Annotated in this window: 12 protein-coding genes, 2 tRNA genes and 2 rRNA genes (1 of these 16 cut by a window edge); 2 read left to right on the top strand and 14 right to left on the bottom strand. The window is 34.3% G+C overall.

Features of this window, described 5'->3' with window-relative positions:
* The 4 genes from BST83_RS18980 to BST83_RS18965 all read right to left on the bottom strand — a co-directional run.
* A 23S ribosomal RNA gene (locus BST83_RS18980) occupies nucleotides 1–1300 on the bottom strand; it reaches 1584 nt to the left of the window's first position.
* Nucleotides 1301–1523: 223 nt separating this feature from the next.
* Nucleotides 1524–1597: transfer RNA gene (locus tag BST83_RS18975), tRNA-Ala, on the bottom strand.
* A gap of 155 nt (nucleotides 1598–1752) precedes the next feature.
* Nucleotides 1753–1826, bottom strand: a tRNA-Ile gene (locus BST83_RS18970).
* An 82-nt stretch (nucleotides 1827–1908) separates the two neighbouring features.
* Nucleotides 1909–3426: ribosomal RNA gene (locus tag BST83_RS18965) — 16S ribosomal RNA — on the bottom strand.
* Together the 16S and 23S rRNA genes with 2 tRNA genes alongside form the textbook arrangement of a ribosomal RNA operon.
* Nucleotides 3427–4172: 746 nt before the next feature.
* Between BST83_RS18965 and BST83_RS18960 the strand changes: the two genes are divergently transcribed.
* On the top strand, nucleotides 4173–4667 hold the full coding sequence (locus BST83_RS18960; RefSeq protein WP_104808085.1) for a winged helix-turn-helix domain-containing protein: 495 nt from the start codon (nucleotides 4173–4175) through the stop codon (nucleotides 4665–4667).
* 13 nt (nucleotides 4668–4680) lie between these two features.
* Complete coding sequence (locus tag BST83_RS18955; RefSeq protein WP_104808084.1) at nucleotides 4681–5241, top strand: IS630 family transposase; 561 nt, start codon at nucleotides 4681–4683, stop codon at nucleotides 5239–5241.
* Between the two features lie 362 nt (nucleotides 5242–5603).
* Here the strand turns inward: BST83_RS18955 and BST83_RS18950 are convergent, their stop codons facing one another.
* The 10 genes from BST83_RS18950 to pdxR form a co-directional block, all read right to left on the bottom strand.
* The gene (locus tag BST83_RS18950; RefSeq protein WP_104811274.1) at nucleotides 5604–6746 is read right to left on the bottom strand and encodes a T9SS type A sorting domain-containing protein; all 1143 of its coding nucleotides are present in this window, start codon (nucleotides 6744–6746) and stop codon (nucleotides 5604–5606) included.
* Complete coding sequence (locus BST83_RS18945; protein ID WP_104811273.1) at nucleotides 6746–8008, bottom strand: putative porin; 1263 nt, start codon at nucleotides 8006–8008, stop codon at nucleotides 6746–6748. The genes BST83_RS18950 and BST83_RS18945 overlap by 1 nt, the downstream gene beginning before the upstream one ends.
* A gap of 18 nt (nucleotides 8009–8026) precedes the next feature.
* Complete coding sequence (locus BST83_RS18940; RefSeq protein ID WP_104808347.1) at nucleotides 8027–9562, bottom strand: M14 family metallopeptidase; 1536 nt, start codon at nucleotides 9560–9562, stop codon at nucleotides 8027–8029.
* 2 nt (nucleotides 9563–9564) lie between these two features.
* Nucleotides 9565–10866 carry a putative porin gene (locus BST83_RS18935; protein ID WP_104811366.1) on the bottom strand — a complete coding sequence of 434 codons (1302 nt, stop codon included), beginning with the start codon at nucleotides 10864–10866 and terminating at the stop codon, nucleotides 9565–9567.
* A 16-nt stretch (nucleotides 10867–10882) separates the two neighbouring features.
* Nucleotides 10883–11215, bottom strand: a complete 333-nt coding sequence (locus BST83_RS20970; protein ID WP_240614878.1) for an amidohydrolase family protein — start codon at nucleotides 11213–11215, stop codon at nucleotides 10883–10885.
* An 83-nt stretch (nucleotides 11216–11298) separates the two neighbouring features.
* Nucleotides 11299–12030: an amidohydrolase family protein gene (locus tag BST83_RS20965; RefSeq protein ID WP_240614877.1), complete on the bottom strand. Its 732-nt coding sequence runs from the start codon at nucleotides 12028–12030 to the stop codon at nucleotides 11299–11301.
* Nucleotides 12031–12033: 3 nt separating this feature from the next.
* Nucleotides 12034–13395 carry a C4-dicarboxylate transporter DcuC gene (gene dcuC / locus BST83_RS18925; protein WP_104811272.1) on the bottom strand — a complete coding sequence of 454 codons (1362 nt, stop codon included), beginning with the start codon at nucleotides 13393–13395 and terminating at the stop codon, nucleotides 12034–12036.
* A gap of 16 nt (nucleotides 13396–13411) precedes the next feature.
* Nucleotides 13412–14419 carry a lamin tail domain-containing protein gene (locus BST83_RS18920; protein WP_104811271.1) on the bottom strand — a complete coding sequence of 336 codons (1008 nt, stop codon included), beginning with the start codon at nucleotides 14417–14419 and terminating at the stop codon, nucleotides 13412–13414.
* A gap of 65 nt (nucleotides 14420–14484) precedes the next feature.
* A complete protein-coding gene (locus BST83_RS18915) occupies nucleotides 14485–16221 on the bottom strand; it encodes a T9SS type A sorting domain-containing protein (RefSeq protein WP_104811270.1) in 1737 nt (578 codons plus the stop codon).
* A gap of 104 nt (nucleotides 16222–16325) precedes the next feature.
* Entirely contained in the window at nucleotides 16326–17825 is a 1500-nt protein-coding gene (gene pdxR, locus BST83_RS18910; protein ID WP_104811269.1) for a MocR-like pyridoxine biosynthesis transcription factor PdxR, read from the bottom strand.
* Between the last annotated feature and the right edge of the window lie 21 nt (nucleotides 17826–17846).

Here is a 17846-nt window from a genome sequence, read left to right as displayed (position 1 = left end):
ACTTATGCCTACATTTTCTTTTGTAACCAGTCCAGCATACCTGACAGTACACCTTCTACCCAGGTTACAATGCTCCCCTACCACTAACGTGTCTTTCAACGTTAATCCATAGCTTCGGTAATATGTTTATGCCCGATTATTATCCATGCTCGTCCGCTCGACTAGTGAGCTGTTACGCACTCTTTAAATGAATGGCTGCTTCCAAGCCAACATCCTAGCTGTCTGTGCAGACGAACCTCGTTATTTCAACTTAACATATATTTGGGGACCTTAGCTGATGGTCTGGGTTCTTTCCCTCTCGGACATGGACCTTAGCACCCATGCCCTCACTGCTGAGAAACATTTTATAGCATTCGGAGTTTGTCAGGAATTGGTAGGCGATGAAGCCCCCGCATCCAATCAGTAGCTCTACCTCTATAAAACTTTTACTCAACGCTGCACCTAAATGCATTTCGGGGAGTACGAGCTATTTCCGAGTTTGATTGGCCTTTCACCCCTACCCACAGGTCATCCAAAGACTTTTCAACGTCAACTGGTTCGGTCCTCCACTATGTGTTACCACAGCTTCAACCTGCCCATGGGTAGATCACTCGGTTTCGCGTCTACTACTACTAACTAAAGCGCCCTATTCAGACTCGCTTTCGCTACGGCTCCATGTCTTAAACATTTAACCTTGCTAGAAACAGTAACTCGTAGGCTCATTATGCAAAAGGCACGCCGTCACACCATATAGGTGCTCCGACCGCTTGTAGGCGTACGGTTTCAGGATCTATTTCACTCCCTTACTTAGGGTTCTTTTCACCTTTCCCTCACGGTACTAGTTCACTATCGGTCTCTCAGGAGTATTTAGCCTTACCGGATGGTCCCGGTGGATTCATACAGGATTACTCGTGTCCCGCACTACTCAGGATACCACTATCAATAACTTCGCTTACTTTTACGGGACTATCACCCTCTATGGTCTGTCTTTCCAAACAGTTCTAATTCACTTAGCATCGAATATTGTGGTCCTACAACCCCCATTTTGCCGTAACAAAATGGGTTTGGGCTGTTCCGCGTTCGCTCGCCACTACTAACGGAATCACTATTGTTTTCTCTTCCTCCGGTTACTTAGATGTTTCAGTTCACCGGGTTTACTCCTATTACTAGGTGACATGTCTTCAACATGCCGGGTTGCCCCATTCGGATATCCACGGATTAAAAGGTATGTGCCCCTCCCCGTAGCTTTTCGCAGCTTATCACGTCCTTCGTCGTCTCTGAGAGCCTAGGCATCCGCCATACGCCCTTACTTAACTTATTGTACTTTTTGCTACAGTATTTTCATACTATAATGAACTCTTTTATATTTTTATAAAAAAATTTTTGTCTAGAATATCACTACTCTAAACGTTCTCTATCTATTTGATTCTTACGATATCATTTTACCAATATGTCAATGAACTTTTTACATTTAAACAATTATCAGTTAACAATTATCAATTTTTAAATTGTTTATTGTTAATTGACGATTGTCAATTGTATTGTGGAGAATATCGGAGTCGAACCGATGACCTCTTGCGTGCAAGGCAAGCGCTCTAGCCAGCTGAGCTAATCCCCCATTTTATTTAGTAGTCAGTTATCAGTTAACAGTTATCAGTTAAATGATGACTTATACGCCAACTTGGGATACCCAACTTCTAGAATTTCCTTAAATATTAATCCTACCTATTTTAAATACTAATCTGAAATTGACAAATCCGTAATTAAAAATAGTAGTCCCGGGCAGACTCGAACTGCCGACCTCTACATTATCAGTGTAGCGCTCTAACCAGCTGAGCTACGAGACTATAATAGCTTAATACTTATTATATTTTAAAATTAACAGCAAAGAGTAAAACTTCCCTTTTGTAACTCACCATCTTTCTCTAGAAAGGAGGTGTTCCAGCCGCACCTTCCGGTACGGCTACCTTGTTACGACTTAGCCCTAGTTACCAGTTTTACCCTAGGCGGCTCCTTGCGGTGACCGACTTCAGGCACCCCCAGCTTCCATGGCTTGACGGGCGGTGTGTACAAGGCCCGGGAACGTATTCACCGGATCATGGCTGATATCCGATTACTAGCGATTCCAGCTTCACGGAGTCGAGTTGCAGACTCCGATCCGAACTGTGATATGGTTTATAGATTTGCTCTCTGTTGCCAGATGGCTGCTCATTGTCCATACCATTGTAGCACGTGTGTGGCCCAGGACGTAAGGGCCGTGATGATTTGACGTCATCCCCACCTTCCTCGCGGTTTGCACCGGCAGTCTCGTTAGAGTCCCCATCATAACATGCTGGCAACTAACGACAGGGGTTGCGCTCGTTATAGGACTTAACCTGACACCTCACGGCACGAGCTGACGACAACCATGCAGCACCTTGTAATCTGTCCGAAGAAAACTCTATCTCTAAAGCTGTCAGACTACATTTAAGCCCTGGTAAGGTTCCTCGCGTATCATCGAATTAAACCACATGCTCCACCGCTTGTGCGGGCCCCCGTCAATTCCTTTGAGTTTCAGTCTTGCGACCGTACTCCCCAGGTGGGATACTTATCACTTTCGCTTAGTCACTGAGCTATTGCCCAACAACTAGTATCCATCGTTTACGGCGTGGACTACCAGGGTATCTAATCCTGTTCGCTCCCCACGCTTTCGTCCCTCAGCGTCAGTACATACGTAGTAGACTGCCTTCGCAATCGGTATTCTGTGTAATCTCTATGCATTTCACCGCTACACTACACATTCTATCTACTTCCATATGACTCAAGTCAACCAGTATCAAAGGCAGTTCCGTCGTTGAGCGACGGGATTTCACCTCTGACTTAATTGACCGCCTGCGGACCCTTTAAACCCAATGATTCCGGATAACGCTTGGACCCTCCGTATTACCGCGGCTGCTGGCACGGAGTTAGCCGGTCCTTATTCTTACAGTACCGTCAAGCTGGTATACATACCAGTGTTTCTTCCTGTATAAAAGTAGTTTACAACCCATAGGGCATTCTTCCTACACGCGGCATGGCTGGGTCAGAGTCTCCTCCATTGCCCAATATTCCTCACTGCTGCCTCCCGTAGGAGTCTGGTCCGTGTCTCAGTACCAGTGTGGGGGATCTCCCTCTCAGGACCCCTACCTATCGATGTCTTGGTAAGCCGTTACCTTACCAACTAACTAATAGGACGCATAGCCATCTTTTACCGATAAATCTTTAATTGTAAACTGATGCCAGTCTACAATACTATGGGGCATTAATCTTCATTTCTAAAGGCTATTCCCCTGTAAAAGGTAGGTTCTATACGCGTTACGCACCCGTGCGCCGGTCGTCAGCGAAGCAAGCTCCCTGTTACCCCTCGACTTGCATGTGTTAGGCCTGCCGCTAGCGTTCATCCTGAGCCAGGATCAAACTCTTCATTGTATATTTTAAATAATATGAATGAATAAGTTTCAAAAGAATTTTTGTCTAAATAAATCTAAACATGGTTATTCTACTCTTTGTTTACGCTGTCAATTTCAATATTTTCAATGAACTTTTAAAGTATATTAATAATGCTTAACACATCTTAATAACCCCTAATTTTGTAGAAATACTAGACTCGAACTAGTCGATTTATCTCTAAACCTTTCCAAAATCTCCCTGAACTTTTTTACCGTATTTGTTAGCGGGTGCAAATATACAAACTTTCTCTAAACTGACAAGAAAAAAATAAAGTTTTTTAAATTATTTACCTCTGATAAAATCTTGAACTTACACTCCCTAAATTTGGGATTGCAAACATACAATGAATTTTGTTTTACAACCTAATAAAAATGAAACTTTTTTTATTGAAAAATATACCCATCAAATCTGAACGCAAAACTTCTAAACCCTATGCAAATACAACCTATTAATGAACTTACTAACCTACTTGTATTTCCGTTAGCGGGTGCAAATATACACCCCCTTTTTAATTACACAACCTTTTTTTAAACCTTTTTTTAAAATTATCTTTAACTGCTTTATCATACCAAAAGTTATTATGGATATTTTAAACACAGTAAACAAGGAATTATAAATGAAAAACTTCATTTATAATTCACAAAAGTGAAACGAATTACACCTGTTTTTAAGTAACTTATACCAAAATAGTTTTTTAATGCCGTATATTTTCATTATATTACGTTATGGGAAGAATAGCAAGTTTAGATATTTCAGAATCACTAATTGAGCTTAAAGAATTAGTGTCAAAGCAAACAACATTAAAAGGGGAAAAGCGAGTAAAATCTTTAATTTATATAAAGACAAAAAAGTTTAAAACTCGACAAGAAGTGTCAGCTTCTGTAGGAGTTCACATCAGAACATTAGAAAGATGGGTAGAAACCTATAAATTATTTGGAATTGATCAAATGATTAGTGATAAGCCAAAAAATAAACAATCAAAAATTATTACTTCTGAAATTCATTTAGGTTTATCGCAAAGAGTTAATGACCCTCTCAACCCTTTTTTAGGATATTGGGATGCGCAAATATGGGTAAATGAAACCTATGGGATTGAGATAAAATATCAACGTATTCGAGAGTATTTAAAGCAACATTTTAAAACAAAACTTAAAAGCCCGCGAAAATCTCATTACAAAAAAAATGTAGAGGCTGAAAAAGCCTTTTTAAAAACTACCTAATACGCTAAACAACATTAGATTAAGTCTAAATAAAAATAAATACAAAGAGGTAAATCTATATTTTCAAGACGAAGCTAGATTTGGAATGATGAATCATTTAGGAAAATATTTAACAGCTAGTGGAGTCAAACCAATAGTTACTTATCAGCATATTTTCAAAACAACTTATCTATATGGAAGTTATTCCCCAATCAATGGAGATTGTTTTGTATGGGAAATTAATGGTGTTGATACTAAAATATTCGAAGCCTATCTTAAAGAATTCTCTTTATATAAGCCTAAGGAATATAAAATTGTGGTAATCGATAACGCAGGTTTTCATTCAACAAAGAATATCGAAATACCTGAAAATATTCATTTATTAAGAATCCCCCCTTATAATCCAGAGTTAAATCCTTGTGAACAAGTTTGGCAATACATTAAAAATAGATTTAAAAATCAACGCTTTGAAAAAATGGAAAACCTTAAAGAATGGCTGCATAAAACCGTCACGAAAATGGATAGTGAAACGATTAAATCTATAACTGGAAATCATCATTTTTTAAATGCATTTAATGCGGCATTTATTAACTAAATTGGTATTACATTAAACCTGTCAGACTTGTTGGATAGAAGTAGCTGCTCAAAATTTTCCAATACGTAGCGAGGTCATCTATTTACACTTAAGGTAAACGGCTTTAGTAAAATGGACCGTCCATTAAAGTAGTCATTGAAAATTGGTAGCAAAAGACCTAGAATTAAAAGCGCATAAACTATTTCTTTTAAAGCTATCTATCAGAAATAATATGTCCAATATAACTTTATAGAGCGCATACAAACTATATTACACATGACTATCTTCTATCTAAAGAATTACGAACATGTTATCCAACTCATTTTGCATCAGCAATATAATTTACAAGCATGAATTATAGATTGTTGGTGAAAACAAACTATTTATTTTTTGAGAACCTTTACTAAAGAAGTACCAACTTTTAAAAAGTAAATTCCGTTTGCTAATTTGGAGACATCAATATTTTGATTTGCAACAAAGCTATTAAATAAAAAAGAAGATGCTTTTTTGCCAGTAATCGAATACAAAGCAGCATTTTTAGATTTTAGTTTTGAGTTATCAAAAGTTAAAATAGTTGTTACAGGGTTTGGATAAAATATAATTAAGTTATTTTTGAGTTGTTCATCAATAGAAAGAGTGCTTTTTAAAATATGCTTTAGAGCATCGTTAGCCATTTTTTGAGCCTCATGTGCTACTAAAAAAACCTCATCCTTTTCCCAATTAAAAGTAGTATTTAAAGATTGTGCTGTTGATTGACTTTCTGTGAAAAAATAGCGTCCTCTAACCAATCTACTTAAACCTTGTTGAGTATCTACAACTGCATTATGTCTTAATCCTGAAGAGCTTTGGTCTGTGTCTCCAGTTCCTAAATGAATGATTAGCTTTTTAGAAAGAGCTAGTTTTAAATCTGAATTTGGCAATTGGCCTTTTTTTAATCCGTAAGGAAAATCGATAGAGAACTCAGGAACAGTATACCAACCAGCGTTTGAGCAAACTGCAATATCTAATTTACTATTTGGTAAATACAAAACAAAACGTTGTAAAAATTGTGCACCAGCAGAATGGCCCCAACCATTATATTTTTCTTGCGTACCAGAAACGGCTGACTTTATTTGTTCAAACAAAGGATCTAAAACAGAAAAAGTCCATTCTTCTTTTGCATTAAATGTTGATAAAGAAGGATTATCTCCATCATTAAAAATATTGGCTAAATTATACGCATCTCCTGTTGAGAAATCCTCATCAGAAAACTGTGGTGCAAATACCATGAATTTATTATTGTTTGCCATAGATATCCAATAATCTCTGTAATCAGCTGCATTTCTATTTACGCCGTGAAAAGACATTACTATTGGCATCGTTTTTACCTCTCCGTTAGGAATATGATAAAAAACTTCAATAGATTTTGAACTCAATGCTCCTGAAGGATTATAGGTAAATGAACCAGTTGTATTTGGTATTAAATTTTGACTATATAATGACAAAATACAGTAACTAAATAAAATAAATATGACACTTTTTTTCATTAGAAAGTAATCTGAAATAACAAATCAATCTGATTTATGTTAGTGCCAATTTTTGGATTGTAGTTACTGTATGAAGACTGTACTTTTAAGCTGTTGCCAACAAAATATTTAGACAAACCAAAAGTAGTTGCATTGGCACTTTGCAAAACAGAACTTACGTTTGTAACAAATTCTTGCGTTCTGTTTTCGTAACGCGCATCAAAACTAAAACCACTTACGGTTACATAACCAACTTGCACGTTAAAACTATCGCCTAAAGTTAAAAAATCGCTTATTTGAGTTGGTGCTAAAATTTGTGTTGCATTTGCATCGATATAGGTTTCGTTTATATTAGAAGCGCTTGCATTTACATATTCTGCTAATAAAGAAAAACCTTGATATTTTAGTAAAATATCGGCATAAATTTGTACGTAATCTGGGTAATTATTTTCGCCATTTACATCATATAAAATATAATTTCCATGACCTTCGCCAACAGCATTACTTGTACCTATATTATGACTTCCTGCAAACCCAAGAACGAATTTTAATTTTTCTTCTCTTTCTAAATCCGTGCTTGTTAAATCGTTTCCTGGTTTAAAAAATCCTAAAGGATATAAGTCTAAACGTCCACCATATTTGATTCCACCTAAATCTGTATCTCTAGAATTTGCTCCAAAAGAGTTTCTTCCATCGCCAGAAGTTACTGCTAACATTGGTGCAATTCCGAATTTATCGCCAAATTTAGAACTTACAAAAACTCCAAATTCTCTACCAGTTTCACTAAAATTAGTACTTAAAAAACTACGGTTTGTAAATTGCAAACGATCTTCTCTATACATCATTTCTCTATTGTTTAAAAACGTTTGTTTTTGACCAATAGTAATGGTTGTTGATTCGTGAGGATGATATGCAATCCAAGCATCCAACAAAGGTTCTTGCAAACTATAATCTAACTGAAATAGAAAGCTCACCTTTTCTTTTACCGCATTTCCAGAAAAATACAAATAAGATCTTCTAGAATTAAATTCGTTTTCTCGGTCAAGACCATCTGCTTTGGAAGACATAAAACTTGGTTGAACAAAACCACCCAAATTAAACTGATATTGATTATCGTTCAAAGAAAAATTTAAGCCACTACCTACATTAAAACTCACCTTATTTCTATCATTTTCCTGATCTTGGTCTTCATCATCATCTTGAGCTATTGCAAAAAAAGGAACACAAACACATAAAAAAGTACAAAGTGTTATCCTAAAATTGAAGTTCTGAAATCGTTTCATATTCGATTGTATTTATTTTTAATTTAAAATTCTATATATTGGTAATTGCGCTCCTTCTTTGGTTTTTAAAAGACCAAAACTTACAAAACTATTGGGCGCTTCTGGCTCTAAAAGTTCAATAACGATGTTTGCTCTTTTTTGATTCATAGAGACCTTATAAGTTCCCTTTTTGAACATTTTTTTCTCTTTTATAATCATTGTTCTTACGTCTTGCTGATTAACTTTCTCGTATTTTTTGAAGTTTTTATCGTAATACGTAATCGTGTAACTTTCAGACATTTTTTCTTCATCTGTTGATAGCTGCGCTACTTTTACTCCTAAAATTCGCATTTTATCGACAAGTATTTTTTGATCTTCGTCCAAATAATAGGCAATTGGTCTTTTTCTTACAAGAATTGGTTTTACTCTAGCGGCATCTCGTTTTTTTACTTCTAAATCAATTATTCGTTCTGTGTTTAAATCAATAACTTGAATTGTATCTTTATAAATTGGTCTTTTATGAGTTACAACGACATCTTCTCTTTGTTCATTGATTGCTTTTTCAATTTCCTCTTTGACCAATAATTTATTATTTTTGGTTGTTTCCAGAAAGGATATTGCTACAGAAAAGGTAATAAAAACTCTTCTTTTAAAAGAGGTTTTACCAATACCTACACCTCTAACTTCTAGTAAAGTGGCTATGGTATTTGTTAAGGCATAATTTGTAACGCTTGATCTTGAATTTAAAGAACCTTGATTAAAAACTACCTCACCATTATAATCGGCTGTAGAAACATATGGAACGGTGTTAAAACCAAAACTTTTTAAACTTTTTTGTGCATTTTTCACAAAAATATTTTCTGTGAGATCTCTTAAATTTTTTGGTACATTTAAATTACCTGTATTTAAAAACATAGCGTCGTATAAGGTTACAACACCAAAATTGCCCATCATTGCTAAATCTCTTCTAAAAGGTCTAAATTCATGAAAATCTACAGCAACTTCAGGATTAAAGGCTACAAAGGCATTCTTTAAAACTACACTTTCTGGCGCCATTAATTTGGCTTGATCTCTGTTTAAATCTAATCCATTTGCAGCATATCTGTCTTTTTTTAAATAGCCATCAATATTTGCCATGGGCACAATTGCCAACTCAATATCATCTAAAATATTTTTATATTTTTCATCATTTAATAATTGATGAATTAAATACAACATTCCTTCTGTACTTGCCGATTCATCCCCATGCAACCCACCTTGCATCCAAACCCTAACTTTTTCTTTTTGATTTGGATTCGTTAAAATAACCATCGGAATTTCTCTTCCTTTTTGAGTTTTACCTATAATAGATAATTTTATTTTTTGAGGATTTTCAACTACCAAACCATTCAAAAAACTTTTTAGTTCTTTATAATTTGTATAGCCTTTTTTCTTTTTTAAAGCAGGCGTCACATTTTCTACGGATGTAACATCAGGAAAAAAAGTTTCTGTAATATTTTTTGATTGCTGACTTAATTGTCCAGCAATTGGCAATGAAATCAATAAAATTAATAATGTATAGATTGTTTTTTTCATCCTTAAAAAGCTAATGTTAGAATTAATCTAAAAATATTTTCATCTTCTGTAGTTGGTAATCCTTTATTGGTATTAACACCATCACTACCATCTGTTATGGTATACGATGCTTGAATTTTAGCGCCATAACTCCTTGTTAAATATTTTGTTACACCTATTGTATAATAGTTTGGTCTGTTGTAAAAAGTGGCGTTGTTTAGAAATGAATTTTCATCTGCAATTAAATGGGTATATCGTGCATCCAAAGAAACTCCGTTTTTAAAAATATAGCCTCCTTGAATGTTGTACGCTTCTCCTAACATCATTCTTCCTCTTACATAACTGTCTACATTCATCGTTCCGTTTACATCAAAATTAGTTGATGTAGAACCATCAATTCTGACACGTTGTGAAATGTTTGCAGGAACAAAAGCATCTGCATTAATATATTCTCCAAGTACTGAAAAACCTAAATATTTAAAAATAAAATCAACTCCATATTTGGTATAATTAGGTAATGATTCGTTATTATTTGCATCTAAATACACAATAGCACCACTTTCACGACCTCTTCTGCTGCTCATACCATTGTTGTGGCTATAATGAACACCAACTGCTAGTTTTGGTGCACGTTCTCGAACAATATCTGCTTGTCTGAATTGACCAAAATTTGTAAAAGTTCCAAAAGGAAGAAAATCTAATCGACCTCCAATTTTTAGACCACCTCTATCTTTCGAAAAAACATTAGGCCCATCGCCAGTTGTTAGTGCAAAATAGGGTCTTAAATAAGTTCCATTACCGGTTTTAAAGTTTCCTCTAAGAAATAAACCAAATTCTCTAATAGAAGCAAATGCAGATGTTAATCTACTTCTTTCCACTAATTGCAGCGCGTAAGAATTCATAAACAACTCTCTATTGTCTGTATACGTTGCTCTTTGGCCAAACGCAACTTCTATTCTTTTAGTAATATCATAAGCAATATAGGCATCTAATAAATAATTGTTTCCTTCCTCATCATCTACTTCATTTGCGCCTGCTAAATCTACTTGAAAACGATAACTAAAACGTTCATTTGCGGAGTTTCCAGACAATCTTAAACGCATTCTACGCATTCTGTACCTGTTTGCAGTTTCATCTACCTCAGAGTAACCCTTAGATTCAAAATATGGCTGTATATATCCTTCTAATTTAAATTTACCACCTTTTTCAGCATCAAAATCAATGCCTTCACCAAATGTATAGCTATTTAATTCTGTGTCTTGAGCTATTGCATTTAAGCAACTTAAAATACCTATAATGGCAAATAAGATTCTATATATTTTCATACGATTCTGTTTCATATTAGGTTTCAAATGTTCCTTTTACAATGATTTCTGTATCTTTCATCATTTGTTTTCCGTTGGCAAAAACATCTGTTAACTTTAAATTAGCGTCAAAAAAACAAAAATCTGCATCATAGCCAACTTCTATTTTTCCTTTGTGTTTTAAACCCAAATTTTTTGCAGGGTTTGTTGTAATTAATTTAAAGGCTTCTTCTATTGGTAATTTACCTTTTTGAATTAATAAAATAGTTTCTTTTAAATTGGTGTCAATTGGCGCTTTTTTAACCCCAATAGGTTTTTTGTTTTCGTCAAACTTGGTTAATCCTGCATTTCCATCTGTACTAAAGGTCATATTTTCTATGGATGCTCCTTGTTCTAAAGCATATAAAACCGATTTATAAGGTGCCGTATATTGAGACGCTCCTGTGGTAATGTCTATAATCCCCCCATTTTAGCAAACCGAATCGCATCGTCAAAAAGTTCCTTAGTTCGGCCAACGTGTGTTGGAGAAATATGCTCGATCGGAAATTGATATTTTTCTACCAATTCAAAAAGTGGGTCTAATTTTGAATCTAATCCACCTAAATGAACATGTAAAATTCCTTTTTTCTGACTTAAAAAACCCCCAACTCGGACAGCTCTTAATTTTCTGATGAGTTCTTGCGCGGTTGGGTATGAAGAACGGATATCACTAATAGCAATTTTACAACCTAAAACTTTATCAATAAAAACCATATCGTCTTCAATAGAGCCTGTTACTGTTAAAGAGTCTACGCCATAATAACCACAAAATATATAAGAAGAAATACCTTCCTCTTCTAATGCTTTTGCTTTACCGTACAAACTTTTTATATTTCTTGCAGTTCCGTCTGTGCCCAATAAACCGTTTACTGTGGTTGTACCGCAGGCAATTAATTCTGATATACTTATTTCTGGCGTCATCGAGGCAAAACCCTGTTTACCGCCGGCTCCGTTAATATGAATATGCTGATCAATAAGGCCTGGTGTTGTAATTTTTCCTTTTGCATCAAAAATAGTAACTTCTTTATTTTTAAAAGCATCTAGATTATCGCCAATGGCAACAATTTTTTTACCAGCAATTAAAACATCTTTTGTCCCTAATTTTTTAGGTGAATAAAGAGTTGTATTTTTTATAAGTGTTAACATAATTTATATAAAATGATATAATAACATTATTATTAAAGCGACTACTAATGGAATTAAATTTCGTTTTACAATCTGTAAAGTAGTTACACCAGCAATTTCTGCAGTTGCAATAATTACACCTGCAACTGGCGAAACTGTTCTACCCATAGATGCTGATAAATTCATTGGTAAAATGATAGATGTTGATTCTACACCTAAAGATTTTGCAATTTTTGGCACTAATGGACCAAATGCAAAAAATGATGCATTTCCACTTCCCATGAGCATCGATGCTAAAAATATCATGACTGACATCATAATTCCTATACCAACTGCACCAAAACCTAAACCTTGAGAAATATCAATTAAGCCATCAATAAAGCCTAAACTGATTAATCCTTTGGCAAAAATATCTGCAGTAATGATTAAAGTAACAACGGTTTTAAAAATATTTCCCATTCCGTTCCAAAATATTTTAAGAGAATCCATTACTTCTCTAATTTTTCTTAGTCTAATAAATTCAAAAAGCAACGCAATAAATAAACTAATAAACATTGCTGTTGTGGTATCCAATGAAATTGGAAAAGGCAGTAAACCAAAGATTTCTGAAAACACAATTAATAAAATAATTGGTAGTACAGGAATGATCGCATAAATTAACGGAACCTCTAGTTTTTCGTTTTCTACTTCTTTAACTTCCAATACATTCTTATCTTTTTTATCAAAGTATCTATTCACAAAATAATAGGTAATCATCATAGAAATTGTAAGCGGATAAACTAACGGAATTTGATAACTTAAAAAGAACTCAATAGCATCTAAATCCGCAATGGTAGTGGCACTCGCAGTAATTGCGGAAGCCGGACCAATACCAAAAGCTGTTGTTGCTGTAATTACCGAAACTGCCGATAATTTGCTAACGCCTAAATTTGTTAATATCGGAAATAATGACGCCATTAATAACAAACTTAAACCTGCTGCAGACGGAATTGCTACAAATAATACTTGCCCGATAGGTATTACTAATGATGCAGCTATATAAGGTCTTTTTTTGAAGAAATTTAACGGTTTCATCGCAATAAAAACCAGTGCTTTTGAGGCTCCTATTTTATCGATATATGCTACAAATCCTCCGATAGACATAATCATAAGACCAACGCCAGCATTCGTTTTAGCGAAAGATTCTTTAATATATCTAAAAAAATCAAAACCAGAAAAACCTGTAGGATCTTCTAAAATTGGCATTTTAAAATTTAATAATTGAGAGAGCAATAACATTGCCAATCCAGAAAATAATAAAACCGCATGCGGATTGTATTTTTTTAATAAAAATCTTGCTGTAATTACTATAAAAACTAGGGATAAGATAATGCCTACATTATTCATAAATTAGGTGTCGTTTTTAGAAAGATGAACCGTCTAATTTTGTTCCTGGAGAAAATAATTTGCCATTTGCTTCTGGAATTGTTGAATGCTGCACAAAATCGCCTGTTAAATCAGGGTTTCTCGTGTATGCTTCATCTGGATTATTTGATAACGGTTCCACATCAAAAGTTAAAAGCACATTTCCATTCGCATCGCTTAAGGTCACAAAATCGCCTGAATTAGACAAATTTAAAGATCCCTCGGAAGCAGTTTGAACCAATGCTCCGCCAAATGTACCCGTCGGATTTCCTCCACCAAATAAAACTAAAACCTTATTCACACCTAAAATGGTTCCTGACGGAAACGTGTGTCTTAGTTGTGATGCATCTGAAATTGTATAACCAGAAAGATCTAATTGTGGCCCAGAATTAAAAAACTCTATAAATTCATCGTCATTTGCATCTCTTGTTCCGTCGCCATTAGCATCACCAGCATCTTCAGAAGCAGGATCGTACAAAACCTCATTAATTAAAAAACCAAGAAACGGGCAACCATTATTTGTTATTTCACCAACCGTATTTGGGCAAAGATCGTTACTATCCAAAACACCATCATTATCGGAATCTGCATCATCATCTAAAACAGTTAGTTCTATAGAAGAGCCTCTTAAAACTAAATAATTTGAAGCTTCCCCTAAATTGATAATCAGTGTTTCGATGCCTTCAATTTGTTCGTCTTGAACGCCAGTAATTGTAATACTTCCAAAATTTTCGCCAGAATTTATTGTAATTACGGAAGCAGACAAAGAATAATCTGTCATCGCAGTTGCAGTACCCGAAGTAATTATTGGTATGGTTACGGCAGTAGATGTAGCGATATTTAAAGTAGCTGTTAAAACTACAGATCCGTTTGCCTCACTTAAATTATCTTGATTAACAGATAATTCTATGGCAGGTAAAATATCTTCCGTTGTGCACGAAACTTGTGTAAAAACAACTAAAATTAGTACAAAAGCTATTTTACTTAACGTTTTTAATCTATCCATTTCTTTCTAATTTAATCTTTAAAAGTACTCCACTTAAGTAGAGTACTTTTTATAAAATTTTCAAATTACTCTATTAATAATTTTTTTGTAATCGACTTATTATCTTGTGTTATTTTAACCAAATACAACCCAGTTGAAAGGTTTGTAATGTCTATTTGATTATTATTTACAGATATATTTTTAATCATTTTACCAATAACACTGTATATTTTTGCAGTTATTTTTTCTGTTGAGTTTGATGATATTGTTACAAAACCACCGCTGTTTTTATTTACAGGATTAGGATAAAAACGTACATCGCCTAAAATATTTTGTTTTGTTGATAATGCTGCGCCATCAACTTTTAATCCTGGTGAGAAAAACAAACTTGCATTTGCAGTTGTATGCAATACAAAGTCTCCTGTTACATCTGGACTTCTTGTTACAGATTGATCATCGCCATGGCTAATTCCAGTTGATGCGCTATTATACACGAGAGCTATCGCATTTGCTGAGTTACGAATTGTAATTACATCTCCGCCATTATTTAAATTTAATTCTGGATTTGCTCCTTCTGAAGCAATTTGAACTATTGCGCTACCAAAAGTACCAGTTGGTGTTCCACCACCAAAAACTACTAAAAATTTATTTGCGGGAATTACCGTAGCAGCAGGAAATGTATGTCTTAATTGTGATCCATCAGAAATTGTATACCCACTAATATCTAAATCTGCATTAGAATTATTGTAAAACTCTATAAATTCGTCTTGTGCAGCATCTCTTGTTCCATCGCCATTTGCATCTCCTTCTACTACATCTGCAGTGGCAGCGTCATCACTTGCTGGATCAAATAAAACTTCGTTGATAATTAAAGGAACACACGCAGGACTTTCGATCGTTGTGCTTAAAGTGCAAACACCACCATTTGCAGAATCAGAAGCTGTTACCGTAATATTAGTTCCTTCTGGAATATCAGAAATTGTTATGGTACCCGTTTCATCTGCGCCTGGGTTATCTCCACTAACAGTTCCGGCAGAAGATGTAATTACAAATGTTTTACCTGTATTTCCGCCAGAAAAAGCGATTGTAGCGGTATACGTATCATCGGTTGCCCCAGCAACTGTTGTAGTGCAGGTTGCATTTGTACTTGCTAAAACTGTTGTACATGTTGCAGCAGTTGGTGTCCAACCAGCACCAGAACCTAAAGGATAAGTTCCGCCCAAACCAGTTAAAAAGGCTTCTGCACCATTTCCTCCTTGACATTTAGTTAAACCGTCTATAGAATTTTTTCCACTATACTCCCAATGTGTTTCATCCCAAGTACCTAGATCTATAACACCAGACTTTCTAGAAACTACCGAATCATCATGCTCCCAAATGGTATCATCATCTGCATCTGTTTCTGTTTTTCCAAATTGACTAACGACTGTTCCGTTTAAAACAACTTGATAACCATCATCCCCATTTGTAGCGAAACCACCGTCAAGTATCGTATTAGATGCATCAAAAGTAGTACTAGGAAACTCTGCTTTCATTAAATCAAGATCTCTAACAATGTAAATGAATTTGTTGCTCTGAACACCAAAACCCGAAACATCAATTTGAATGTTAACCCAAGGCTCACCGTTTTGCATATAGTTTAAAACTACGTTAGTAGAAAAATCTACAGTGCCGTCTACATATAATTCTATTGATTTTAAATACGGATCTGGACAATCTGTTTCAATGATTTTTGTGATAGTAACGTTTTGAGCGAAACCAACGAAAGAAGTTAGTAAAAAAGCGAATAAAAAGTATTTTTTCTTCATAATTATAGAATTCATTAAAAGTTAATAATTTAATATTCTTGAAAATTATAATAATGGTAAAGTATATAAAGGTACCAATTTAGTAAATAATCAAAGTCCAATTATTTTTCTTTTAAAACTTACCCTATAATATCTACTAATTTTTTTACTTTTCTTTCCAAAAGATTGTTTCTTACAGAGCAATACCCTAAAATTAAACCTTGTTGTTTGTTATTGCCTATAAAACATTCACTTAAGGAATATGCCGTAATGTTTGCTTTTTTTAACTTTTGAATAATCTGTGTTTCTTTGTCTTTTGATATTGAATGATTAAATTCAGCCACTACATTAAGACTATAAAATTCTTGATTTTTAACAGTCATATTTTTGCTTTTCTGAAATTCTTTTAGAAAAAGTTTATGTCTTTCTTCGGATACTTCGATAGTATTCTTTAAATGTTGATACAAATAATTACGTTCAATAAACTGACTCATAACGGCTTGCGCGGAAGGCGCGACAAACCTGTGCGAATGTTCTTGCAATGCCTCCACCGCTTGTATTAAATATTTTGGTACAATCATATATCCTAACCGAATTGATGGATGTAATAACCTATTAAAAGTACCCATATAAATAGTTCTGTCTTCTGTATCTAAACTGTAAATACTAGGTATATTATTTAAATGATTGCCAACCTCATTTTCATAATCATTTTCAATAATAAGTGCTTTGTTTGTAGATGCCCAATTTAAAAGTTCTTTTCTTCTGCCTAAACTCATTTTTGTTCCTAAAGGATAATGATTTGAAGGAGTTACATGCACTAACTTTGGTTTTAAATGATTTAATTCATTCATCTTTTCGATGCTAATTCCGTTTTTATCCAAAGAAACAGGCAATAGATTTGCTTGAATACTTTTAAATAAAGAATGCACATTTGGAAACGCAGGATCTTCTAAAATAACATTATCACCTTTATCAATCATCGTGCTACCAATTAAATACAACGATTGTAAAGACCCAGAAACGACCATAATTTGGTTGTAATCGCACTTTATATTTCTACTTACATTTAAATAATCGCAAATACTTTTTTTAAGCGGATCAATTCCTGTGGAGCGTTGGTATGATAGTTTTGATGATTTAACATGACGCCAATACGTATTTAGTAAATTTTTCCATCGATTAATTGGAAATATATCTAAAGGAGGTAAACCAGGTCTAAAAGCAATACTATTTGCAGTAGTTCTATTGATAAGCGTAAAATTATTCACAAAAGATTTGCCGATACTAGAGATTTCTGGATAGAATTCAACATTAACAATTGCTGTACTTTCTTTAGAATTCTCTTTATTATTTGTGATATCGTAATTAACTATAAAACCAGATCCTATTTTAGAAACGATTAATTTTTCTAGCTGTAATAATTCGTATGATTTCACAATTGTTGTTCTTGAAATCTTTAATTCTTCAGCTAAAACTCTAGTTGCCGGCAATACCCAATTGTGGGGCAACTCAATATTTTGAATACACTCTTTAATAGCGTTATAAAGCACTATATACTTTGTTTTCTGCTCTAATTGTTCCTGTATTTTTAAGGATTTTTTAATTCTTTCGAGACTAAATTGATAATTGGTATCCATAAATTGTTAAAATTGGCATCT

Origin of the sequence: Polaribacter filamentus (assembly GCF_002943715.1) — a bacterium.
Taxonomy (GTDB): Bacteria; Bacteroidota; Bacteroidia; order Flavobacteriales; family Flavobacteriaceae; genus Polaribacter; species Polaribacter filamentus.
This window is presented reverse-complemented; position numbering and strand designations above follow the sequence as displayed.